The sequence below is a fragment of the Streptomyces albospinus genome, from assembly GCF_014648695.1.
Lineage (GTDB): Bacteria > Actinomycetota > Actinomycetes > Streptomycetales > Streptomycetaceae > Streptomyces > Streptomyces albospinus.
Genome location: NZ_BMRP01000016.1, coordinates 12,260 through 34,530 on the forward strand (window position 1 = coordinate 12,260; position 22,271 = coordinate 34,530).

The window sequence follows — 22,271 nt, forward strand, 5'->3', positions numbered from 1 at the left end:
CAGGGGGCCGCCGAAGCCGGGGTGGCCCCGCCCGATCCTGCGAGGCAGCCGTGGCCACGAGCGTCCGACGTACCACCCTGACCCTCCCCGCGGCCCCCGTGGGGCCGGACAACCCGCTCCCCGCACTGCGCGCCGCCGGCGACCCGCACCGCGTCGAGGTCCCGGAGGACGCCGCCCTGCCGGCCGACATGGCGCGGCAGATCGGCTATCAGCCGCTGCGCTCGATCCTGCCCACCCGGATGCGCGACGGTTACGGTCGCGACCGCCGTTCCACCGACCTGGACGCGCTGGTCATCGAGAACGACCGGCTGCGCGCCACCGTCCTGCCCGGCCTCGGCGGCCGGGTGCACTCCCTGCTCCACAAGCCCACCGGGCGTGAACTGCTCTACCGCAACCCGGTGGTGCAGCCCGCCGCGTTCGCCCTCAACGGTGCCTGGTTCTCCGGCGGCATCGAGTGGAACATCGGCGCCACGGGCCATACGACGCTCTCGTGCGCCCCGCTGCACGCGGCCCGGGTCCCGGCGCCCGACGGCGGCGAGATGCTGCGGCTGTGGGAGTGGGAGCGGCTGCGCGACCTGCCCTTCCAGGTGGACCTGTGGCTCCCCGAGGGCTCGGACTTCCTCTACGTGGGCGTGCGGATCCGGAACCCGCACCACCACACCGTTCCGGTGTACTGGTGGTCCAACATCGCCGTGCCGGAGGACGCGCGCACCCGGGTGCTGGCCCCGGCCGACGAGGCGTGGCACTTCGGCTACGAGCGGACGCTGCGGCGCGTCCCGGTACCGGAATCCGGCGGGGCCGACCGCAGTTACCCGCTCCGCAGCGAGTTCCCGGCGGACTACTTCTACGAGGTCCCCGACGGCGCCCGCCGCTGGATCGCCTCCCTGGACGGCGACGGCCGCGGGCTGGTGCAGACCTCCACCGACACCCTGCGTGGCCGCAAGCTCTTCCTCTGGGGCGCGGGACGGGCCGGGCGGCGCTGGCAGCGGTGGCTGACCGAGCCCGGCACCGGCGGCTACGCGGAGATCCAGGCGGGACTGGCCCGTACGCAGCTGGAGCATGTACCGCTCGAAGCGGCCGGGGAGTTCGCCTGGCTGGAGGCGTACGGGCCGCTGGCCGCCGACCCCGCCACGGTGCACGGCGCGGACTGGCCGGCGGCCCGCGACGAGGTCGCCGCCAGGCTGGCGGCGGCACTGCCGCGGGCCGACGTCGACGCCGCCCACGCCGCCTGGCTCCCTTACGCCGACCGGGAACCGAAGGAGGTGCTGGCCACCGGTTCCGGCTGGGGCGCGCTCGAAGTCGCCCGGGCGGGGCTGGACCTGCCGGGCACGCCGTTCGACGCGGCCACGTTGGGGGAGGAGCAGGACCCCTGGCTGACGCTGATGCGAACCGGCGGCCTGCCGGCCGGCAGCCCCGTTCCCGGTCCGGCGCCGGTCGCCCCGGCCTGGCGCGATCTGCTGGAATCCGCGCGGCCGGGCCCGGCGACGGAATACCACCTCGGCCTCGCCCAGTGGCATGCCGGTGACCGCGCCCAGGCCGTCCGCAGCTGGGAGCGCGCGCTGGCGCACGGCGCCGGCTGCCTGCCCCTGTACTGCCTGGCCGTCGCGGAGTCCGTGGCGGGTGAAACGGCGCATGCCGCCGACCGGTTCGCGGAGGCGTTCGCCTGCGCCACGGCGTCGGCCACGGAGGACGACCCGGCCGCGGCCCGGGCCTGGCGGGCGGCGCTGCCCGCACTCGCCCGCGAGGCGGTTCCCGCGCTGCTCGCGGCCGGCCGCGCAGGAGTGGCCGCCGGGATGCTGGCGGCGCTGCGCCCGACCGAACTCGCCACGGGCCGGTTCCGGTTGCTGCGGGCCCGGGTCCTGCTCGCGCAGGGCCGGCCGCTCGCGGCTCGCGAGATCTTCGACGAGGGCTTCGAGATCGCCGACCTCAGAGAGGGCGACGAGACGCTGAGCGACACCTGGTATGCGATCGCCGAGCGGATCGTGGCGGGGGACGGTCCGGTCACCGAGGACGTTGCCGCCAGGGCGCGCCGGGAGCATCCGCTGCCGGAACGATACGAGTTCCGGATGCGGCCGGTGCGGGCCTGAGCCTGCCCGTACGCGAGACTGGCATATGCCATTCGGAAATCGGTCGAGTGACGTGGAATCACTTCTGATCGTGACGCGTTGTAGCGGTCATGAAGGCAATTAACACGAGCAGTTACGGCGGCCCCGAGGTTCTCACGTTCTCCGAGCTTCCCGACCCCAAGGTGGCGCCCGATTCGGTGCTGGTGAGGGTCAAGGCGGCCGGGGTCAATCCGGTGGACTGGAAGATCGTCGCGGGCTATCTCGACGGGATCATGGACACCCACTTCCCACTGGTTCCCGGGTGGGATGTGGCGGGCGTCGTCGAGGCGGTGGGCGCGGACGCCGAGGAGTACGAGGTCGGAGACGAGGTGATCGGCTATGTCCGCAAGGACGCGGTGCAGCACGGTACCTTCGCCGAGCTGGTGGCCGCTCCGGTGCGGACCCTGGCGCCCAAGCCCGCTTCGCTCAGCTGGCAGCAGGCGGCCGGACTGCCGCTGGCCGGGCTGACGGCCTATCAGTCGATCGAGCGGGTCGCGGTGCGGGCGGGCGAGGTGGTGCTGGTGCACGCCGCCGCCGGCGGGGTCGGTTCGCTCGGCGTGCAGATCGCGGTCGCACGGGGCGCCCGCGTCATCGGGACGGCCGGCGAGCGCAACCACGACTTCCTCCGCTCCCTCGGTGCGGAGCCGGTGACTTACGGGGACGGCCTGGCGGACCGGGTGCGGGCGCTGGCACCCGAAGGCGTCGATGCGGCCCTGGACTTCGTCGGCGGCGGGGCCGTGGATGTCTCTCAGGAGGTGCTGAAGGACCGCAGCCGGGTGGTGTCGATCGCCGATGGGGAGGTCGGGGCGAAGGGCGGCCACATGGTGTGGGTCAGACCCGACTCCGCCGGTCTGGCCGCGCTGGGCGCTCTCGCGGACGCGGGGAAGCTGACGGTGCCGATCGACGCGGTGTTCCCGCTGGCGGAGGCGGCCGAGGCGTTCCGGCTCAGCATGGCGGGGCGGGCCCGCGGCAAGATCGTCCTGGAGGTGTGAGGCACACGGTGCGCGTACGGGGGAGAGGCGAAGGCGGGGTGTGGCCGTGAGGTGTCCCGGGAGGGGCGAACGGGTCGCGGGGGTGGATGGCTACCGTGCGCCGCCCGGCCGTTGAGGGGAGCAGCCGGGCAGCGCGCAGATACGCCAACGCCGCGTGCCGGTGGGCCGATACGTCACGGATATGTCCGGCCACCGGAGCGGCGGTGACGCATGGAGGGGCGGTGACGCATGCGGAGGTGAATGAGTCGTAGGGCCTGTCGTCACGTTCCCGTCGTCGCGGGGCGGACGGGAAGGTGACGACAGAACACCTAGGCGTCCTGGACGCGGTCGACGTACTCGAAGACCGAGCCGTCGGGGTGACGGGCGATCAGGTTGCGGCCAATGGGGGTGGCCAGCGGGCCGGCGATGATCTCGGCGCCGACCGCCGTCAGATCGGCCACCGCGTCGTCCACGCTCTTGACGGCGATGGTCGCGGTGATCTTCCGCAGGACCGACAACTCCGCCTCGGGGCCGCTCATGAGGAAGAAGCAGCCGACGGCCGCGACCGCCACACCGCCGCGCTGGAAGCGGATCGCCTCCGCGCCGGTCAGCCGTTCGTAGACGTTGATCGCGGCATCGAGATCGCCGACGCACACCCGCAGCGAGGTCCCCAGAATGTCCATATGAACCAGCCTAGTTGGATCGGCTGCGCATGCGCGATCCCTCGTCCCCGGCCGGCCTCCGGGGGCAGGGGTCCGCATCCGGAACTGATCATTCGGCAGTACTGATCATTCGGCAGTACTGATCATTCGGCGGAACGGGTCATTCGTCAGACCCGGCACAGGATTTCGCCGTGCAGCATGGCGAACCACCCGTCCTCGCGTGCGCCCCAGTCCCGCCAGGCCGCGGCGATACGGGCCAGTTCGTCCGTCGTGGCGTGGCCGCCGCCCACCGCGATTCCGGCGTAGGAGGAGGCGACCGTGCGGTCCGCCCACAGCTCGGACCACCAGGTCCGCTCCTCGGGGGTCTGGTAACACCAGGCGCTCGCCGTAGCGGTGATGTCCTCCTGGGCGAAGCCTGCGTCCAGAGCCCAGGCGTGCAGTTGGCGTCCCGCGTCCGGCATCCCGCCGTTGCCGCGGGCCACGCGGCGGTAGAGGTCCAGCCAGTCCGCCATGCCCTCGACCTCCGGGTACCAGGTCATGGTCGCGTAGTCCGAATCGCGGACGGCGACGATGCCGCCGGGCTTGGTGACGCGGCGCATCTCGCGCAGCGCGTGAACGGGATCACCTACGTGTTGCAGGACTTGGTGCGCGTGGGTCACGCAGAAGGTGTCGTCGGCGAAGTCCAGTGCGTGGACGTCGCCGACCGTGAAGGTGATGTTCTCGACCCCGCGGGCGGCGGCCGTGGCGCGGGCCTGGTCCAGGACGTCCGGCGCGTGTTCCAGGCCGGTGACCCGGCCGTCGGGTACCAGTGCCGCCAGGTCGGCGGTGATGGTGCCCGGACCGCAGCCGATGTCCAGGACCTGCATATGGGGCTTCAGTGAATTCAGCAGGTATCCGGCCGAGTTGGCGGCGGTGCGCCAGGTGTGGGAGCGCAGTACGGACTCGTGGTGGCCGTGGGTGTAGACGGCGGATTCCTGCGGCATGGCCGGCTCCTTCGCGTATGTCGGGGCGGGCGCACGGGGGCCTGGCCCGTGGTGCGGACACCCGTCGGCGTGGTGCACTCACCGTACGCCGGTGTCTCGAATTACGAGAGTGGCGTCTCGCTATCTGAACGGATGGGAGAGGGGAAGGGAGGTGGGGGGGCGGGGGGAAGGGGGCGAGGGAAAGGGGGTGGGGGCTGTCATGGGGGGTGCGGGTGTGCCGGGTGTGCCGGGTGCGGGCCGGTCGGGAGTGTTGGTGCGGTGTCGGGCGCGAGGGCTGTTCGGGGATGGGGTGATGGGCCGTCAGGGACTCGTCCTGCTGATCCAGGGCCAACTCGCCGGGCGAGAGCATCACTTCACCGCCGTGGGCACGAGGCGTGCCCTCGGGGAGTCCGCTGATCCGCAGTCGTGGCAAAGGTCGTGTGCCCGGAGGGGGGAGGTGGTGGCGGTCGGGGGCGGAGCTGCCGCGCCACGGGGACGGCGTCCAGCGGCGGGCGTCGGTGCCGTACGGAGCGCTTGCCGACGGTGTTCACCGACGCGGATGCCACCGCCGGCGAAGCCACCCCGCGTAGCCCGGCACGCCGGACGGGCCGGCCGCTCAGGGCCGCCGCGCCGGCCGCGATGTCGAACCACGGCAGCGCGCGATCGGCGCTGCTGGTCCGCCGGGCCGCTGGTGCCGGCGGGGGGCGCCGGTCCCGCCGGTGGGGCAGCCGGTCGCGGCGGACTCGGTGGAGCGGACGGGCGGCCGGAGGGGCCGGTGGTACGGACCGTTGGTGGGGTCCGTCGGTGTCGGATGAGGGGCTGACGGATCCGGGTGGGTGTGGTTGTCTGCGCGGATGATCAGGAGACGGAACGACGTCGATCTCGATGCCTGTGTGGCGGTGCTCGCCGAGGTGCACACCCGCAGCGGCTATCCGCACCACTGGCCCGCCGAGCCGGCGCGCTGGCTGACGCCCGACGGGCTGACCGCCGCCTGGGTCGCGGAGGTGGACGGTGCGGTGGCCGGCCATGTCGCGCTGTGCGGGGGCGAGGTCAGCCGGCTCTATGTGTCGCCCGCCGCGCACGGCAGCGGCCTGGGCGCGCGGCTGCTGGCGACGGTCGAGGCGGAGGCGGCGGCCCGCGGGCTGCGGCTCGTACTGGAGGTGAAGATCACGAACACCGCGGCGGTCGCGCTGTACGAGCGCCGGGGCTGGGCGCGGCGCGGCACCGAGCGGCAGGAGTGGACCGTGGGTGGTGCGGCCGGCGCGGTGGAGGTGGTCGAGGTGCACCGGTACGAGGCGCCGGCGCGGGCGGTGCCGGCCGGGTAGCGCCCGCCGGCGCCGGTCGGTCGTACGCATGAGCGAAACGATGCCCCATCTGGCCCCGTGTGCCGCACGCCCCTGAGTGCGCCGTGTCCCACCCGGTCCAGCGCCCACCCTCCGCTGACGTGTCGTCAGCCGTCGCCACGCCGGTGATCTGCGAAGGTAGTCGGGGCCGCCCATCATGTGATGGGCCCACGATCGACCGGCCGTCGTGGAGTGGAGGTACGGATGCAGCGGACCGCCCCCGATCCGCAGCGGGAGCCGGATCCGGACCCGCCGGTGGGCCTGCCGGTCCTCCCGGAGCTCGCGGCGTACCTCTCCGCGGCTGCCGGCCGCACCGCCCCCGAACCCCCCGGCGGCTCCGCTCCGCTGCGCGCCGCCGCCTGCGGCTACTGGGAGCGCCGCGGCCTGTTCACCCCGCCCGACCGGGTGCTCGCCGCCCCCGGGGCGGCGGCGCTGCTGCTCGCCCTGTATGCCGCCGCGGGCGGCGCGGTGGTGCTGCCGCGTCCCTGCTCCGAGTGGTACGCGGCGCCCGCCCGGCTGCTCGGGCGGCCGGTGCACCTGGCGCCCGTACCGGCTGAATCGGGCGGGGTGCCGGACCCGTTCGCGCTGCTGGAGACGGTGCGGCGGGCCCGTATGCACGGCGACACCCCGCGCGTGCTGGTCCTCTCCGTCGCCGACGACCCGACCGGCACCTGCCCGCCGCCGGAGCAGCTGCACGAGGTGTGCGAGGCCGCGGCCGAGGAGGGGCTGTGGGTCATCAGCGACGAGTCGCGCCGCGATCTGCTGCACGATCCGCATGACACCGTGGTGCTCAGCCCCGCCGAGATGCTGCCCGGTGAGGTCGTGGTGCTGACCGATCTGCGGGCCGCGCTGGTGCCGGCCTGCTGGCCTGTCGCGCTGGCCCGTTTTCCCGGCACCCGCCGGGGTGAGGTCCTCCGGGACGCGACCCGTACCGTGCTCGCCGGGCTGCACACCCCGCTCCCCGGGCCGCTGGCCTGCGCGGTCGCCCATGCGCTCGGCGAGCCCGACGAGGTACGGGACCGGATCGCGACCGCCGCCCGGGTGTACGGGGTGCTCGCCGGGGCGCTGCACCACACCCTGACGGAGGCCGGTGCGCTCTGCCGGCCGCCGCACTCGGGGAGCCACCTCTACGCAGATCTGGATCCGCTGCGGCGTCCGCTCGCCGCCCGCGGCATCACCGAATCCGTCGCCCTGGAACGGGAGTTGGCGCCCTGGTCGGCTCGTGGCGGGCACCGTTTCGGTGACGATCCGGATGCCCTGCGGGTGCGGCTGGGGGCGGATGCGCTGCTCGGCGTGGACGCGGCGGCGCGGCAGCGGGTGCTGGACGTCGCCGATCCGCTGGAACTGCCGCATGTACGGGCGAAGTTGGCGGCACTCGCGCGGGTGCTGGAGGGGCTGGGCGGCGTGGCCGGGGTGGGGGCGGTGAGCGGGATGCCCGGTCCGGAGGGGGAGGCGTTCGCGGACGGGGGCCCGTACGGGGACGGGGGCGGGGACAGCTGATCCACCGGTCCTTCCGGGTGCCGCGGTGCCCGTGCCCTCCGATGCCCCTCATGCTCCCGCCGCCTGCGGTTCCGCAGGTGCCGCGCAGGCCGCTCGTGCCGCTGCCGCTTCGGTTGCCGGTGACTGCGACTCCGCCGCGTCCCTCCGACTCCCCTGCCCCCGAACGGCCGGGCTCCGATCCCCGTTGCGGCCCCGGATCCGGTCGTTGCACCCGTCGCCGCGCCGCCGTTACCGCGGCCCGTACCCGCCCGCAACCGATGCCTGTCCGGTCCGTGTCGGGCGCCGGTGCGGTCGGCCGCCGGCCCTGACCCGTCCTGGTTCCGCCCACCGAATGGAGCCCCTCGATGACCGAACAGACCGAGCGCTCCCTCGCCGAGCCCTCCCGCACCGAGCAGCTCCCGCATGCCGACCGTAACGCCGTTACAGAGCGGGCCGTTGGCGATGCCGCGGACGTGGTGGCGGACCTGACCGGCACCGCCGTCGCGGAGACCGGGACGGCCCCCGGCGCCGCCGTGCCCCCGCACCTTCCGGACACCGCCCCGCCGCCGCTCGCCGAGCCGCGTCCCCTGGGGGAACCCCGCACCTGGCCGCGGGACTTCACCGACCGGCTGACCGCGCCGCTGCCCGGTGTCCGGGCGCTGGCCCGGATCGCCCGCGAGGGCAAACTGCGGCCGACCCCCGAGGCGCTCCTGGAGATCCAGCAACTCCCCTTCGCGCCCGGCCCGATGCCGGATGCGAAGCCCTCGACCATGGCGCTGACCTGGGCCGGGCACGCCAGTTGGGTCATCCGGATCGGCGGGCTGACCGTACTGACCGACCCGGTCTGGTCCCGCAAGATCCTCGGCACGCCGGCCCGGGTCACCCCCGTAGGGGTCCGCTGGGAGGATCTGCCGCCGGTCGACGCCGTCGTCATCAGCCACAACCACTACGACCACCTCGACGTGCCGACCCTCAAGCGGCTGCCGCGCGACACCCCGCTGCTGCTCCCCGCGGGACTCGCGCCCTGGGCGCGCAGGCGCGGCTTCACGCAGGCCACCGACCTGGACTGGTGGGAGGCGGTCGAACTGCCCGCGCCCGGCGGAACCGTACGTTTCGACTTCGTTCCCGCGCACCACTGGAGCAAGCGGACGCTGACCGACACCTGCCGCTCCCTCTGGGGCGGTTGGCTGCTCACCGCACCCGACGGGCGGCGGATCCACTTCGCGGGGGACACCGGTTACGGCCACTGGTTCGAGGAGATCGGCCGCCGTTATCAGGGCATCGACCTCGCGCTGCTGCCCATCGGGGCGTACGACCCGCGCTGGATGCTGCGGCCGGTGCACACCGACCCGGAGGAGGCCGTACGGGCCTGCCAGGACCTGGGGGCGCGGTGCCTGGTCCCGATGCACTGGTCCACGTTCCTGCTCTCCGCCGAGCCGCCGCTGGAGCCGCTGCGCCGGGTCCGCGCCGCCTGGGCCGCGGCCGGGCTCGCGCGCGAGGACCTGTGGGACCTGCCGGTGGGGTCGTCGCGCGTCCTGGACGAGGTCGCCTCGGGGGGCGCCCGCCGCTGAGCCGGCGGGCGGCGATGCAGGGGGACCCCAACGCCGACCCCGACGCCCGGCCACCGCACCCCTGTCTACGACTCCCCGCCCGGTGTCTCGCCGGCAGGCCGCTCGCCGCCGCCCGCCGGTGCCGGGCGGAGCCGGCGCCACACCCCGGGAGCCGCGCTGACCAGTACCGTCAGGGCGAGGGCCGCGGCCACGCCCTGCCACGGTTCGGGGAACAGCGAGCCGCCCAGGAGGCCGATCAGCTGGTAGGTCCCGGCCCAGGCCAGGCACGCCGGGATGTCGCCCCGTACGAAGCGGCGCGGCGGCATCGCCGAGAGGAGGCAGGCGAGCATGACCGGGATCCGGCCGGCCGGTACCAGGCGGGACAGCACCAGGACCAGGACGCCGTGCTCCCGGAGTCTGCGCTGGGCCTGCGCGAGGCGCTCCGGCGCGGCGCGGGCGCGCAAACGGGCCGGCCAGCGCGAGCCCTTGCGGGAGCCAAGACCCCGCATGCCGAGCCAGTACAGGCCCAGATCCCCGAGGAACGCCGCCAGTGACGCGACCGCGAAGACGTACAGCAGGGCGAACGGCGAACTGTGGTGGAACGCGACGGCCGCGGCCGAGCTGACCACCGCTCCCGTAGGGACGACGGGCACCAGAGAGCCCAGCACCACGAGCAGGAAGAGCGAGGGATAGCCCACCGCCTGCTGGGTCGACTCGGGCGGGACCCGGGTGACGACCTCGCCCACGCCGGCGCCCATCCCCGCCGCCATCCCGGCGCCCAGTCCGGCGAGCGGCGTCACCGGGCGGTCCTCGGGCGTACCGACTCGCCGTGCCCGAGCCGGTGCACCGTCACCTCCGGCGCGACCCGTGCCGCCTGCCGCTCGAACTCCTGTCCCGGCGCATGGAATTCATGCGGCCGTACGGCGTCCATGCCGATCGGCCAGTACGTGCCGTAGTGGACCGGCACCGCGCTGCACGGTGCCAGCCGCGCCGCCGCCACCGCGGCCCGCCGGGCGTCCAGATGGCCGGGCCCGAGGAACGGACCCCAGCCGCCCACCGGCAGCACCGCCACCTCGCACGGGCCGACCTCGTCGGGCAGTTCGGGGAACAGCCCGGTGTCGCCCGCGAAGTACGTCCGTGCCGCGCCCCGGACGACATAGCCGAGGGCGGGGACGCGGTGCGGGCCGTACGGGATCCGCCGTCCGTCGTGCGCGGCCGGTACCGCGCGGACGGTCAGCGAGCCGGTCCCGCCTTCCACGGCCGACGCCCCCTCCCCGCCCCGTGCGCGTACGCGGCACTCCTCGCCCGGCCGCAGCTCGGTGATCGGGAGGGCGCGGGCCGCGGCAACCCGGCGCAGGGCCGGTACCGCCGCGGTCGCCCCGTACGGGACCATCAGCCGGGTCCCGGGGGCGAGCCGGGCCAGGGAGGCGGGGTGCAGGTGGTCGGCGTGCAGATGGGAGATCAGTACGGCGTCGGCGCGGGCCGCCTCGGGCGGCGGGAGCGCGCCCCGGCGCCGGCGCAGATGTGCGAGCCGGGCCGCGAAAAGCGGGTCCGTCAGCACCCGCACCCCGGAGTCCTCGACCGTCACCGTGGCATGTCCCCACCAGGTGATCTCCACCGGCACCTCTCCTCCACCTCCCGGCTCGTCCTCGCCCGTCGTGCGTTCCGGCACGGCGGCGCTCCCGCGCACCTGCTCCACTCCACCACTCCACCACGACCGGGCGCCTCCGCCGCCCACTCCGCCGGTTTCCGCCCGGATGCGGGGCGCCAGGGGACGCACCGGCCATCCGCCGCCGGGGGACAAGGCCGTGGTGTCGCGGTGTGGTTGGCCGCTTGTGACACGCTGGGTCGCGATGCCCGCGCGGCCGGTGCGGCGGGCCGGAGCGGGAGGGCGGGTGGGCGTGCGGACCCCGCGGTGGAAGAGCCTCGGCGGCGCCCTCCTGAGGGTGCTCGCGGTCTGGACCGTCTCCAGTCTCACCCTGCTCGCGCTGACCGCGGTGCTGCCGGACTTCCGGCTCCAGTCGGCGGGCGGCGACAGTCTCACCCGCACCGCCCTCGCCGCCGCGCTCGGCGCCGGCGCGTTCGGGCTGCTCAGCGCCCTGGTGTGGCCGCTGCTGGTGCGTGCCCTGCTGCTGGTGCCGGCGCTGGTGCTCGGGCTGCTGGTGTTCTTCCTCAACGGGTCGCTGCTGCTGGTCGCGCTGGATCTCGTTCCGGTGGGGCGGGGGTACACGACGCCGGGGACCGCGGTGATCGTCGCGGCGGTGATGTCCGCGGCGTCGTCGGCGACCTCCGCCTTCCTGGCGGTGCGCAACGACGAGGCGTACCGCCGGCGGCTGGTGCGGCTCGCCGGGCGGCGCGGGAGGCGGGCAGGCGCCGCCCCCGGCCCCGCCACGCCCGGCACGGTCTTCCTCCAGCTCGACGGTGTGGGCCATGACCTGCTGCGCGCGGCGACGCGGGGCGAGCGGCCACTGATGGAGACCGTCGCCCGATGGACCGGCGGCAGCCACCGCCTCACCCCGTGGCGCACCGACTGGTCCAGCCAGACCGGCGCCAGCCAGCTCGCCATCCTGCACGGCAGCAACGAGGACCTGCCCGCGTTCCGCTGGTACGAGAAGGAGACCGGCCAGCTGATCGTCAGCAACCGGCCGACCGGCGCCGCCGAACTCCAGCGCCGCGCCATCGAGCGCACCGGCGACGGCGGGCTGCTCGCCTACGACGGCGCCAGCCGCGGCAACCTCTTCAGCGGCGGCGCCGACCAGGTCGCCCTGGTCATGTCGGTGGCCGCCCGGCGCGGCCGGTACAACCGCTCCCGGGCCGGCTACTTCGCGTACTTCTCCGACCCGGCCAACGCCACCCGGACCGCGGTGTCCTTCGCCGCGGAGGTCGTCCGGGAGATCGCGCAGTCGCTGCGCAGCCGCTGCCGCCGCGAGCGGCCACGGGTCGGACGCGGCGGCCTGTACCCCGTCATCCGGGCCTTCGCGACAGTCGTCGAGCGCGATGTGGTGGTCGCGGCCGTCGTCGGGGACATGCTGGCCGGGCGGACCGCGGTCTACGCCGACCTCGTCGCGTTCGACGAAGTGGCCCACCACTCCGGTCCCGCCCACCGGGACACCCACCAGGTGCTGCGTCGCCTCGACCGGTGCATCGCGCTGATCGCCGAGGCCGCCCGGCACGCGCCGCGCCGGTACCGCATCGTGCTGCTCTCCGACCACGGGCAGAGTCCCGGCGCGACGTTCCGGGAGCGCTTCGGGCTGAGCCTGGGCGACCTGGTCCGCGCGGGGTGCGGGCTGCCGGTGCCGCGGCGGGCCGGGCGGACGCCGAGCGGCGCCGAGGCCCGGGAGGCGGCGCGCGCCGCGCTGGGCCGGCCCGAGGGGACGGACGGCGGGCACGGCGGCTCCCAGCCTGTCGTGCTGGCCTCCGGGAACCTCGGGCTGGTGTCCTTCCCCGACGTGCCCGGCCGGATCACCCGCGAGGAACTGGACCGCCGGTACCCGGCACTGCTCGGCACCCTCGCCCAGCACCCGGGCATCGGCTTCCTGCTCGTCCGCTCCGCCGAACACGGCGCGGTGGCCCTGGGCACGGACGGCGGTGAGCTGCACCTCGACACCGGGCGGGTCATCGGCAGCGACCCGCTGGCGCCGTTCGGCGCCGGTGCGGCCGACGCGGTACGCCGTACCGACCGCTTCCCGCACGTCGCCGACCTCATGATCAACTCCGCCTGCGATCCGGCGACCGGCGAGGTGCACGCCTTCGAGGAGCAGATCGGCTCGCACGGCGGGCTGGGCGGCGCCCAGAGCCACCCCTTCCTCCTCTGGCCGGTGGAACTGACCCCGCCGGTCCCGGACGGCGCGCCGCTGGTCGGCGCGGAACACGTCCACCAGGTGCTGCGCCGCTGGCTGCGCGAGGCGGACGGCCCGCAACTGCCCCTCGACCGGGCGGCGGACGGACTCCGCCGGGATGCCGCCCCGCCCGGGGACCCGGCAGGGGACCACACCCGGTGAGGGCGCGGGGCTTCGTCAGCGGCCGGCGAGTTCCAGCAGGCAGCGGCCGTAGCCGGAGGTCGAGGTGGCGGTGAACTCCTTGCCGAGGACGGCGAGTTGTTCGGCGTCGATGAAGCCCATGCGGTAGGCGACCTCTTCGATGCAGGCCAGTCGTATGCCCTGGCGCTTGGCCAGGACCTGGACGAAGAGGGCGGCGTCCATCAGGCTCTCGTGGGTGCCGGTGTCGAACCACGCGCTGCCGCGCCCCAGGTCGACGAGGCGGGCGCGGCCCTGGTCGGCGAAGTGCCGGTTGAAGGATCTCCCGGATGCCGGCGAGCATCAGCACCGACAGCGGATAGTAGATCATGGGCTTGTCGTAGACCGGCAGCAGTTGCTTCGAGGAGACGGTGGTGACCGGTTGCAGCCGGCTGCCGGAGCCGCCGGCGAGGATGATGCCGCGCATGGTGCCTCTCCTTAGTCCTTGGTCGGCCCGGTGTCCCGGCTGCGCAGGGGCTGCCACCAGCCGGGGTTGTCGCGGTACCAGGTGACGGTGTCCAGCAGCCCGGTGCCGAACGGCACTTGGGGGGCGTAGCCCAGGGCCCGCAGCTTGCGGTCGTCGAGGGAGTAGCGGCGGTCGTGGCCGGGGCGGTCCGGGACGTGGCGGACGCGGTCGGGGTCGGCACCGCAGGCGTCCAGCAGGAGCTCGGTCAGGTGGAGGTTGGTCAGCTCTTCGCCGCTGCCGATGTGGTAGACCTCGCCGGGGCGGCCCTGCTCCAGAACGAGGTGGATGCCCCGGCAGTGGTCGTCGACGTGAAGCCAGTCGCGGACGTTGCGGCCGTCGCCGTAGAGCGGGACTGTCCCGCCGGACAGCAGGGTGGTCACGAAGAGCGGAATGACCTTCTCCGGGTACTGGTACGGCCCGTAGTTGTTGCTGCACCGGGTGATGCTCACGTCCAGTCCGTGGGTGCGGGCGTAGGAGCGGACGAGCAGGTCGGCACCGGCCTTGGTGGCGGCGTAGGGCGAGTTGGGCCGCAGCGGGCTGTCCTCGGTCCACGAGCCTTCGTCGATGGAGCCGTACACCTCGTCGGTGGAGACGTGGACGAGGCGCGGCACCGCGGCCCGGCGCGCCGCCTCCAACAGAGTGTGGGTGCCGAGGACGTTGGTACGCACGAAGTCGTCCGGGCCGCTGAGGGAGCGGTCGACGTGGGTTTCGGCGGCGAAGTTGACCACCGCGTCATGACCGGGCAGCAGGTCCGTGAGGAGCGCTGCGTCGCAGATGTCGCCGTGGACGAAGGTGAAGCCGGGATGGTCGCGCACCGGTGCCAGGTTGGCGGGGTTGCCGGCATAGGTGAGTTTGTCGAGCACGGTGACGTGGACGTCGCGGGCGGAGGGGTGGGCCCCGGACAGCAGGCCGCGCACGTAGTGGGATCCGATGAAACCGGCGGCACCGGTGACCAGCAGGCGCATGGGGTGTCCTCTCCGTCGGGTGGGTGGGGTGCGGTCAGTGGGGAGTGGCCGCCGCTCTCCGGCCGGTTCCGGCGGCGGTGGGCGGTGCGGCCGGGGCGTGGCAGGGAGGCGGGTACCCGGAGCGGGCCGCGCCGATGGGCCGCGAGCGCAGGCTGCTCCGCGATGTCCAGCACCATCCGTATGGCCCGCACCATCGTGTCGCGGTCCTCGGGGGTGGCGTAGTGGCGGTGCTGGATACGGGGCTTGGCGGAGGGCAGTGCGGACCGCAGCGCGACCCGGCCCCGGCTGGTGGGCCGCAGGACGACCGCCCCGATCACGAACGCGTGCTCGCCGGGCGCGCCGAGCCCGTCGTCGACGAACATCACCGGGGCGGCGTGGATCTGCGCGTCCGGCGCGGCCAGGTCGTCGCGGGTGCGCAGGAATGCGCCGGCCTCCGCCACGTTGGACGTCAGCGGGCCGCGGCCGTGACCGGTGAGCGGCGCCAGGTTCTCGGGTGTTCGGGCGCTGGTCAGCGACTCGGTGTCGGTGCGGTAGGACAGCCCGGCGTGGGCGTGGTCCTGAAGGTTCTCGCCGACCGGCAGGTCGTTGCGCGGGCGGATGCCGTGCGCGCAGCACCGCGGCCGGGCCGATGCCGAAGAGCAGCACCTCGCCGCCCGCGTCGAGCTGCCGGCGGTTGACCATGCGAGACAGCGCGATTCGCGGGCCGCCACGGCGAAATCGATGCAACGCGCACGGGTAGTGGCGCGGTCGTCCTGCCTTCAGGTGGCACGACCGAAGATATTCGCCTGACGGACGGGTCCGGCAGAAGGATTCGCGGCGATTTTGAGGCGTGCGGGCGTCCGGTGACCATAGGCCCAGCCGGCACCCCGGCGAGTCAGCACGACGAGAGACGCGTCACACACCATGCACCGCGATCCTGCCGCAGAGGTCACCCCTACCGCCTCTGACCTGGACGTTCCATCGAACCGTCCGTTCCGGTTGAACCTGATCACCGCCACCGCCCTCGTGATGGGCAACATCATCGGCGGCGGCATCTTCCTGCTGCCGGCCTCGGTGGCCCCCTTCGGGACCATCAGCCTGGTCGCCTTCGGCGTCCTCACGCTCGGCGCGATCTGTCTCGCGCTGGTCTTCGGGCGGCTCGCGCAGCGCCATCCGGACACCGGCGGCCCCTACGTCTACGCGCGTGAAGCGTTCGGCGACTTCGCCGGGTTCCTCTCCGCCTGGTCGTACTGGACCATGACCTGGGTCAGCAACGCGGCGCTGGCGGTGGCCGCCGTCGGCTATGTGCACGTCCTCCTCCCGGGGCACGGGTCCAAGGGCCTCGATCTCGCGGTGGCCCTGGGTGCGCTGTGGTTGCCGGCGCTCGCCAACTTCGCGGGCACCCGCTACGTCGGCGCGGTCCAACTGGTCTCCACCGTCCTCAAGTTCGTCCCGCTGCTGTTCATCGCGATCGTCGGGATGTTCTTCTTCGACCCGCACAAGCTCGGGTCGTTCCACGAGGGCGGCGGCAGCACCCTCGGCGGGCTGTCCGCGGCGGCGGCGATCCTCCTCTACAGCTACGTCGGCGTGGAGTCCGCCGCGATGAGCGCCGGCGAGGTCCGCGACCCGGAGCGCAACGTCGGCCGGGCCACCGTCCTCGGCACCATCGGCGCCGCCGTGGTCTACCTGCTCGGCACCCTCGCCGTCTTCGGCACCGTCTCCCACGACAAGCTGGTGAAGTCCCAGGCGCCGTTCTCGGACGCGGTGGACGCGATGTTCGGCGGCCACTGGGGCGGTACGGTCATCGCCGCGGCGGCCGTGATCTCCATCGTCGGCGCGCTCAACGGCTGGACCCTGATGAGCGCCCAGTCCCCGTACGCCGCCGCCAAGGACGGCCTCTTCCCGGCCGCGTTCCTCAAGAAGCAGCGCGGGGTGCCCACCTTCGGCGTGCTGGCCGCCGCCGTGCTGGCCAGCGCCCTGACGGTGATCAACTACTTCCTCGGCACCGGCGGCGTCTTCGAGATCCTGGTGCTGATCACCACCTTCTCGGCCACCGTCCCCTACCTCCTGGCGGCCGGCGCCCAGATCTACTTCCTGCTCAGCGGCCGTCGCGACAAGGTCCGCCCCGGCCGCTTCGCCCGCGATCTGACGCTTGCGGTGCTCGCGTTCGGCTTCACCTTCTGGCTCGTCGCCGGCGCCGGCTACGCGGCCATCTACCAGGGCGTGCTGTTCCTCTTCGCCGGCATCCTGGTGTACGCGCTGATGGCCGCCCGGCGGTCGGACCGCGCGGAGCGCCGCGACGACGAGGAGCGCACGGAGGAGGCCCGGGAGGCGGCGCCGTCCCCCGTGCTCAGCGGCAGCGGCCCGGGCGCGTAGCAGCCGGACCGCCGGGGGCCGGCCAGGAGGCCGGGCCCCGGTGTCCACCGGCAGCACGTTCCTCCCTCGTGCCGGCGGCCAAGTCCCTGTGCGGTCCGGGGGATTACCTCCCACGTAATCGACCCTCCCGGCCGGTGTCGGCAGGGTAGCGGCATCGGTTCGCGGGCCGGCGCACTCCGGCCCGCGAACCGATGCCGCTACGTCTCTTCCGGATATCACCAGGAGTTCGCCATGTCGCAGCACGAGCAGTACAGCACCGCCGGTCAGGCCATCGACCACTCCGCCGCCGCGGCGCGGTACATCGAGGCGTGGAACGCCACCGAGGAAGGCGGGCGGGCCAAGGCGGTCGCCGCGGCGTTCACCGAGGACGCCACCTACACCGACCCGCTGGCCGACGTCGCGGGCCACGAGGGGCTTGCGGCGGCGATCGCCGGCGCGCACCAGCAGTTCCCGGGGTTCGTCTTCCGGCTGCTGGGGGCGGTGGACGGCCACCACGACATCGCACGGTTCGGCTGGGAGCTGGTGGCCCCGGACGGGTCGGCGCCGGTCGCCGGGTTCGACGTGGTGCGGCTGGCGGCGGACGGCCGGATCCGTTCGGTGCTCGGATTCCTGGACCGCGTCCCGGCGATGTGAGGCGCCGCGCGGTGACGTGATGTCAGGCGCGGCCGGCGACCGGTACCCGCATCACGTCGACGTCCGCAGAAACGCGGCCGTTTCGGGGTCGGCGGGCAGGAAGGTCTCCACCGCCAGTTCCGAAACGGTCACATCCATCGGGGTGTTGAAGGTGGCGATCGTCGAGATGAAGGACAGCACCGCGCCGTCGTGCTCGATCATCATCGGCAGGGCGAACGGCGGATGGTCGCCGAACGCCGCGGTCTCCCGCCCGCCCTCGGGCAGCGGGTACCCGCTCACCTCGTCGTAGAGATCCCGCAGCGGCGACGACCGCAGCAGCGCCAACTGCCGTTCCATCTGGTCGAGAAGATGCCCGCGCCACTCCAGGAAGTTGCGGATGCGGGGGGCCAGGCCGCCCGGGTGGAGGGTGATCCGCATGGCGTTGAGCGGTGGTCGCAGCAGGGCCGGGTCGATGCCGTCGAGCAGCATGGCGATGCCGTTGTTCGCCGCCTGCACGTGGTACACGCCGTCCACCACCAGGGCGGGGTACGGCTCGTAGCCGCTCAGCATCCGTTCCAGGCCCGCCCGGAGCGCGGTCATCGACGGGTCGTCCAGCGGGGTCTCCGGGAAGCTCGGGGCGTAACCGGCCGAGATCAGCAGGACGTTGCGTTCCCGTACGGGGACGTCGAGATGCTCGGCCAGCCGCAGCACCATCTCCTGGCTGGGCCGGGCCCGGCCGGTCTCGATGAAGCTGATGTGGCGGGCGGAGGAGTCGGCGCGCAGCGCCAGTTCCAGCTGGCTTATCCGGCGCCGGTCGCGCCATTCCCGCAACAGGGTGCCCACACCCGTGGATTCCGGCGCGAGCGCCGCGGTAGTCGTCATGGGGGGAAAGTAACCGACGCGACTGGTGTTACCTTCGGTAACTTGGAGGTCGCGGCGGTGTGACCGGGCGGGACCGCCGCGCGTCCGCGGCCGTGGCACACGGAAGGGCGCCGCTCACCCTCCGTGCGCGGGCGCGCGAACCGCGCCCGCCGTGACAGGCTGGAGGTGCCGCACCCGTAGGGCGGCACCGGCACACGGTGGGAGGCGAGCGCGATGCATGCTCAGGTGGAACCGCTCAGCGACGAGGAGATCCGGGACCGCCTCGCGGAGCTGCCCGGCTGGACCGTCGACGGCACCCTGCTGTGCCGCCGCTACCATTTCCGCGGCCACCTCCCGGCCGCCGTGATGGTCATGCACATCGCCCGGATCCAGGAGGAGTTGGACCACCACGCGGATCTGACGCTGGGGTACAACCGGCTCGCCGTCGCGGTGAACACGCACAGCATCGGCGGCCGGATCACCGCTCTCGACTTCGGCCTGGCCCACCGGATCGAGGAGATCGCCGCGGCGCACGGCGCCGACTGAGCCGGGCCGGCCGTCAGCTCGGGGCGCGCGGCTTGATGATCCGGCCGGCGCGCGCCAGCTCGACGTTGAACTGGGCGCCGGACAGCAGCGACAGATTCGAGAACCACAGCCAGATCAGGAACACCACGGGCCCGGCGAGCGAACCGTAGAGCCGGTTGAAGGTGCCCACGTACGAGGCGTAGAAGGCGAAGCCCGCCGACGACACCAGCCACAGCAGCACCGCCAGCACCCCGCCCGGCCCCGCCCGCCGCACCCCGCGCGAATGCGGCGGCCCGGACCGGAACAGCACCATCGCCAGCACGGTCGCCAGAAGCAGCAGCAGCGGCCACTGGAGCACGTTCCAGGTCGTCTCGCCCGCCTCGCCGAGACCCAGCGCCCGGCCCAGCGCGGTCGCCACCGGCCCGCTCACCAGCAGCGCCACCGCACTGCTGATCAGCAGCGCCATCAGCAGCAGCGCCGTCACGATGATCCGCGGCGCCTTCCGCCACGGCGGCCGGTCGTCCTTCGTACGGTGCATGGCGTGCAGCGCCCGCCGGAACACCGCCAGATAGCTGCACGACGACCACAGCGCGCTGGCCAGCGCACCGCCCACCACCACCCAAGCGGCGGTGCGCTGGTGCGCCATGACGACCAGCGCATGGCGGACCGTCGCGCCCGACTCGGCGGGCGCGATCGAGCTGAGCCGGTTGATCAGCTGCTCGGTGCCCGCCGGATCGGCGAGCCCGATCAGCGAGATGGTCACGATCGCCGACGGCAGCAGCGCCAGCACCGAGTAGTACGTCAGGCTCGCCGCCCAGTCCGTCACATCGTCGTGCCACACGGACAGCGGTGTACGGCGCAGCGCGGTGCGGTACCGCTTCCAGGCGGGGCGGTGGGCCGGGCGCGCGGCGGCGGCCGGTGCCGGGGCCCCGGGCGGTGCGGCGTCGGCCTCCGGGGCGGGCTCCGCCGTCGTGGTCCGCCGGCGCGCCTCGCCGCGCATACTGCTCGCGCCCATGTCGTATCCGTCCTCTGTGCCGTACTGGTCCTGCATCATCCCGGTTCTCCGCCGCCGCTGTCAGGCGAACGATGCCACGCCATCCCCCCGTGAGGAGAAGGGCAGGGAGCGCCACGGAGAGGCCGGGTCCCGGGTCAGTACCCGGTGGATGTGCGCCGCCTCGGTGTACGGCGGCCCGAACCAGCCGTTGTCGAACGCCAGCATCCGGCCCAGCGCATAGCCCGCGGCGAACTCGTCCCACGAGCCGTACACCTCACGGGCCCGCGCGGCCACCCGCGTCACCGCCTGCTCGGCCTGCGGCGGTGCACACAGCCGCGCACCCAGCCCCCACCGCACCAGGCCGACGGCGTGCGCGAGGTCGAGTGCGGCCAGCGACACCACCCGGCCGCCGGCCGGCAGCAGGCCGTCCGCCCGGAACCGCTCCTCGTACCGGTCCACCAGCTCGGGCACCGCGGGCGCGTCCCCGGACGGGACCCCCGCCCCCGCTCCCGGCGCCCCGCCGTGCCGGGCGCGCAGCGCCGCCTCCGTCTCGGCCGGTACGAACCGCCCGCCGAGCAGCTGGTCGAAGCGCTGCTGCCAGCCGGCCGGGTCGGTCACCGACCACTGCTCGCGCAGCGTCTCCGCGTCCGAGGCGTAGTCCAGGAACGCGGTACCGAGCTCGTTCCACGGGACGCTGTGGTGCACCGCGAGCGGCGCGCCGCAGGCCAGTCCCTGCGCGACCGGGCCGTGCTGCCAAGCGCCCTGATGGGCGGCGAGCAGCCCGCCGGGCCGCGGCCCGTACTGCGCCCGGACCCGCAGCCAGCCGGCGCGGTGGGCGGGCGTCGCGGCCAGGTACGCGGCGAACGGGGTGCCCGGGTTGACCGCCAGCTGCCACCGGTCGTTGGGCCAGTCCTGCGCCAGTTCCTCGACCGACACCCGGTCGAAAAACTGCTGTGGCTGCCAGGGCGGCAGCATGCCGCGCGTCAGTACGGGAATGCACTTACCGCCCGCCGCCGGGTCGTCGTAGACGGGAAGGGGGTCCTGACCCTGCTGCGGCACCGCCAGGTACAGATCCTCGCCGGCGATCGCCGCGACCTGTCCGTCCCAGTCACCACGCGCCGTCGCTTCGTACAGCCGCCGCTCGGTATCCGTCGGCGGCATCCATCCCGGAGTACCCACAGGTCCCGACCTTACGGTGGCCCGCAGCCGCGCCGTAACCAGGGGCCGCGGCGGGGACCTCCGGACCGGAAGGCAGTTTGCCCCGCAACGACCCGTAACGGAGGCTCGATGCCATGAGCAGTCACGACCGCCCCGTGGACGGGCACCCGCAGGACGGCGCCGCCATCGACTGGGCGGAGCTCGGTCCGCTCCTCGAACGGGGCGCCGCCCTCCAGACCCCGCTCTACGAGCAGGCCGCGGGGTGGCTGCGGGACCTGCTGATCGCTGACGGTGCATCAGATACCGGTGCCGGGGAGGGCGCCGTCGGCCGGATCCTGGACATCGGCAGCGGGCCGGGTGTCGTCAGCTGCCTCCTGGCCCGCGCCTTCCCGGCCGCCGAGGTGTGCGCGGTGGACGCGAACGGCGCCGTCCTGGAGCGCGCCCGGGCCCGCGCCGCGCGCCTCGGCCTCGGCGACCGGATCCACACCCACCTCGCCGAGGTCCCGTACGGCCTGGACTCGCTCGGCGGCGCCGATGTCATCTGGTCGAGCCGGGCGCTGCACCACGTCGGCGACCAGCGCGGCGCGGTCGCCGCCCTCGCCGGCCACCTGCGGCCCGGCGGGCTGCTCGCCGTCTCCGAGGGCGGCCTCGCGCCGCGCTTCCTGCCGCGCGACATCGGCATCGGTCGGCCGGGGCTCCAGTCGCGCCTGGACGCGGCGGCCGAGGACTGGTTCACGGAGATGCGCGTGGCGCTCCCCGACGCGGCCGACGCCATCGAGGACTGGCCCGCCTTCCTGGCCGACGCCGGCCTGCGCACCCCCCGGACCCGCAGCTTCCTGCTGGACCTGCCGGCGCCCCTCTCCGCCGACGCCCGCCACTACATCCAGGCCAATCTCACCCGCGCCGTGGAGCTCTACGGCGACCAGCTGGATCCGGACGACCTGAGCACCCTCGCCCGCCTCACGGACCCCTACGACCCCGCCGGCATCACCCGCCGCCCGGACGCCTTCCTGCTCGCCGCGCAGACGGTGCACACGGCGCGCGCACAGTAGCCGGCCCGTCGGCCCGGGAGGCCGGTCCCGGAGGCGGGGTGAGGCCGGGGCGCGTACCGGTCGCACCGCGTCGGCCCGACGCGCCGCCGGCGGCGGCCCCGGCCTGAACGGCCACCGGACTCGGCGGACGCGACCCGGCCCCGCCCACCGCGGCCCTCGGCGGCGCGGCGCCCCGCCCCGACCCGGACGGCGATC

Annotated in this window: 18 protein-coding genes and 2 pseudogenes; 10 read left to right on the plus strand and 10 right to left on the minus strand. The window is 74.2% G+C overall.

The genetic code is table 11. The features are described 5' to 3' along the window. Positions 1–50 precede the first annotated feature (50 nt). Both IEZ17_RS21830 and IEZ17_RS21835 read left to right on the plus strand, forming a co-directional pair. Positions 51–2,087 (plus strand): DUF5107 domain-containing protein, encoded by a 2,037-nt coding sequence (locus IEZ17_RS21830; RefSeq protein WP_189302704.1) that lies wholly within the window; start codon positions 51–53, stop codon positions 2,085–2,087. Between the two features lie 89 nt (positions 2,088–2,176). After that, entirely contained in the window at positions 2,177–3,097 is a 921-nt protein-coding gene (locus IEZ17_RS21835; protein ID WP_189302706.1) for an NADP-dependent oxidoreductase, read from the plus strand. 308 nt (positions 3,098–3,405) lie between these two features. Here the strand turns inward: IEZ17_RS21835 and IEZ17_RS21840 are convergent, their stop codons facing one another. Next, positions 3,406–3,759, minus strand: a complete 354-nt coding sequence (locus tag IEZ17_RS21840; RefSeq protein WP_189302707.1) for a VOC family protein — start codon at positions 3,757–3,759, stop codon at positions 3,406–3,408. A gap of 146 nt (positions 3,760–3,905) precedes the next feature. Beyond that, positions 3,906–4,721 (minus strand): class I SAM-dependent methyltransferase, encoded by an 816-nt coding sequence (locus tag IEZ17_RS21845; RefSeq protein WP_189302709.1) that lies wholly within the window; start codon positions 4,719–4,721, stop codon positions 3,906–3,908. 833 nt (positions 4,722–5,554) lie between these two features. Between IEZ17_RS21845 and IEZ17_RS21850 the strand changes: the two genes are divergently transcribed. The 3 genes from IEZ17_RS21850 to IEZ17_RS21860 all read left to right on the plus strand — a co-directional run bounded on the left by IEZ17_RS21850 (position 5,555) and on the right by IEZ17_RS21860 (position 9,093). Next, positions 5,555–6,025 (plus strand): GNAT family N-acetyltransferase, encoded by a 471-nt coding sequence (locus IEZ17_RS21850; protein WP_189302711.1) that lies wholly within the window; start codon positions 5,555–5,557, stop codon positions 6,023–6,025. Positions 6,026–6,247: 222 nt separating this feature from the next. Then, complete coding sequence (locus IEZ17_RS21855) at positions 6,248–7,543, plus strand: aminotransferase class I/II-fold pyridoxal phosphate-dependent enzyme (protein ID WP_189302713.1); 1,296 nt, start codon at positions 6,248–6,250, stop codon at positions 7,541–7,543. A 344-nt stretch (positions 7,544–7,887) separates the two neighbouring features. Continuing rightward, positions 7,888–9,093, plus strand: a complete 1,206-nt coding sequence (locus IEZ17_RS21860; RefSeq protein ID WP_229852487.1) for an MBL fold metallo-hydrolase — start codon at positions 7,888–7,890, stop codon at positions 9,091–9,093. A 65-nt stretch (positions 9,094–9,158) separates the two neighbouring features. Here IEZ17_RS21860 and IEZ17_RS21865 read toward each other — a convergent pair whose 3' ends face one another. Both IEZ17_RS21865 and IEZ17_RS21870 read right to left on the minus strand, forming a co-directional pair. Then, positions 9,159–9,830, minus strand: a complete 672-nt coding sequence (locus IEZ17_RS21865; protein WP_189302915.1) for a DedA family protein — start codon at positions 9,828–9,830, stop codon at positions 9,159–9,161. A 38-nt stretch (positions 9,831–9,868) separates the two neighbouring features. Continuing rightward, positions 9,869–10,696, minus strand: coding sequence for an MBL fold metallo-hydrolase (locus tag IEZ17_RS21870; protein ID WP_189302917.1), 828 nt, complete (start codon positions 10,694–10,696; stop codon positions 9,869–9,871). A 229-nt stretch (positions 10,697–10,925) separates the two neighbouring features. On the opposite strand from IEZ17_RS21870, the gene IEZ17_RS21875 reads away from it, so the two are divergent. Continuing rightward, positions 10,926–13,073, plus strand: coding sequence for a phage holin family protein (locus IEZ17_RS21875; RefSeq protein WP_189302715.1), 2,148 nt, complete (start codon positions 10,926–10,928; stop codon positions 13,071–13,073). 15 nt (positions 13,074–13,088) lie between these two features. Here IEZ17_RS21875 and IEZ17_RS45235 read toward each other — a convergent pair. From IEZ17_RS45235 to IEZ17_RS42610, 3 genes and pseudogenes are all read right to left on the minus strand, one after another. Further along, positions 13,089–13,515: pseudogene (locus IEZ17_RS45235) on the minus strand (sugar phosphate nucleotidyltransferase). A gap of 11 nt (positions 13,516–13,526) precedes the next feature. Next, positions 13,527–14,519, minus strand: coding sequence for a dTDP-glucose 4,6-dehydratase (rfbB, locus tag IEZ17_RS21885; RefSeq protein WP_189302717.1), 993 nt, complete (start codon positions 14,517–14,519; stop codon positions 13,527–13,529). A gap of 119 nt (positions 14,520–14,638) precedes the next feature. Beyond that, a pseudogene (locus IEZ17_RS42610) lies at positions 14,639–14,881 on the minus strand (GMC oxidoreductase); the annotation flags it as partial. A gap of 646 nt (positions 14,882–15,527) precedes the next feature. Here IEZ17_RS42610 and IEZ17_RS21895 point away from each other — a divergent pair. After that, positions 15,528–16,874 carry an amino acid permease gene (locus IEZ17_RS21895; RefSeq protein ID WP_229852518.1) on the plus strand — a complete coding sequence of 449 codons (1,347 nt, stop codon included), beginning with the start codon at positions 15,528–15,530 and terminating at the stop codon, positions 16,872–16,874. Between the two features lie 231 nt (positions 16,875–17,105). Continuing rightward, the gene (locus IEZ17_RS21900) at positions 17,106–17,507 is read left to right on the plus strand and encodes a nuclear transport factor 2 family protein (RefSeq protein ID WP_189302721.1); all 402 of its coding nucleotides are present in this window, start codon (positions 17,106–17,108) and stop codon (positions 17,505–17,507) included. Positions 17,508–17,558: 51 nt separating this feature from the next. Here IEZ17_RS21900 and IEZ17_RS21905 read toward each other — a convergent pair whose 3' ends face one another. Beyond that, positions 17,559–18,368, minus strand: coding sequence for a helix-turn-helix domain-containing protein (locus IEZ17_RS21905; RefSeq protein ID WP_189302723.1), 810 nt, complete (start codon positions 18,366–18,368; stop codon positions 17,559–17,561). 213 nt (positions 18,369–18,581) lie between these two features. On the opposite strand from IEZ17_RS21905, the gene IEZ17_RS21910 reads away from it, so the two are divergent. Next, positions 18,582–18,893: a 4a-hydroxytetrahydrobiopterin dehydratase gene (locus IEZ17_RS21910; RefSeq protein ID WP_189302725.1), complete on the plus strand. Its 312-nt coding sequence runs from the start codon at positions 18,582–18,584 to the stop codon at positions 18,891–18,893. Between the two features lie 13 nt (positions 18,894–18,906). Here the strand turns inward: IEZ17_RS21910 and IEZ17_RS21915 are convergent, their stop codons facing one another. Next, positions 18,907–19,926: a YihY/virulence factor BrkB family protein gene (locus tag IEZ17_RS21915; protein ID WP_229852490.1), complete on the minus strand. Its 1,020-nt coding sequence runs from the start codon at positions 19,924–19,926 to the stop codon at positions 18,907–18,909. A 21-nt stretch (positions 19,927–19,947) separates the two neighbouring features. Next, complete coding sequence (locus IEZ17_RS21920; protein ID WP_189302727.1) at positions 19,948–21,027, minus strand: DUF1266 domain-containing protein; 1,080 nt, start codon at positions 21,025–21,027, stop codon at positions 19,948–19,950. A gap of 131 nt (positions 21,028–21,158) precedes the next feature. Here IEZ17_RS21920 and IEZ17_RS21925 point away from each other — a divergent pair, with 131 nt between their 5' ends. Beyond that, positions 21,159–22,076, plus strand: a complete 918-nt coding sequence (locus IEZ17_RS21925) for a class I SAM-dependent methyltransferase (protein WP_189302729.1) — start codon at positions 21,159–21,161, stop codon at positions 22,074–22,076. Positions 22,077–22,271 lie beyond the last annotated feature (195 nt).